Source organism: Morganella sp. HSTU-ASny43 (genome assembly GCF_022819185.1).
Lineage (GTDB): Bacteria > Pseudomonadota > Gammaproteobacteria > Enterobacterales > Enterobacteriaceae > Morganella > Morganella morganii.
Genome location: NZ_WSPG01000098.1, coordinates 1 through 273, shown reverse-complemented (window position 1 = coordinate 273; position 273 = coordinate 1). Strand labels below are relative to the sequence as shown.

Sequence of the window (273 nt, the reverse complement as noted above, 5' to 3'; positions counted from 1 at the left end):
GGCATGTGGCTGGCCGGGAAGGCTGGGCCACATGCTGCTATCCGCTCCGGAAATGTTCGTGTGCCAGTTGGCGAGTGCCGCAGCGGTCGTGATCGTGTGATGCAGCGCCTTGTCAACGTTGCCGGCCTGCAGGTACATCATGGAGCGGGTTTCGAGGTGGCCAACGAGAAAGACCCAGTCCGCTGGCGACTTGTCGGCGTCCTTGGCAGTTCCCCAACGCTGGCGCTGGTGGGCGGCTTCTTGCACGACCCCGCGGGCAAAGTCATGCAGCTC

Annotated in this window: 1 protein-coding gene; it reads right to left on the bottom strand. The window is 64.1% G+C overall.

What is annotated here, in order from left to right; genetic code table 11:
- The coding region (locus GN208_RS17965) for a hypothetical protein (protein ID WP_243828528.1) at nucleotides 1-273 on the bottom strand (273 nt) is incomplete at both ends.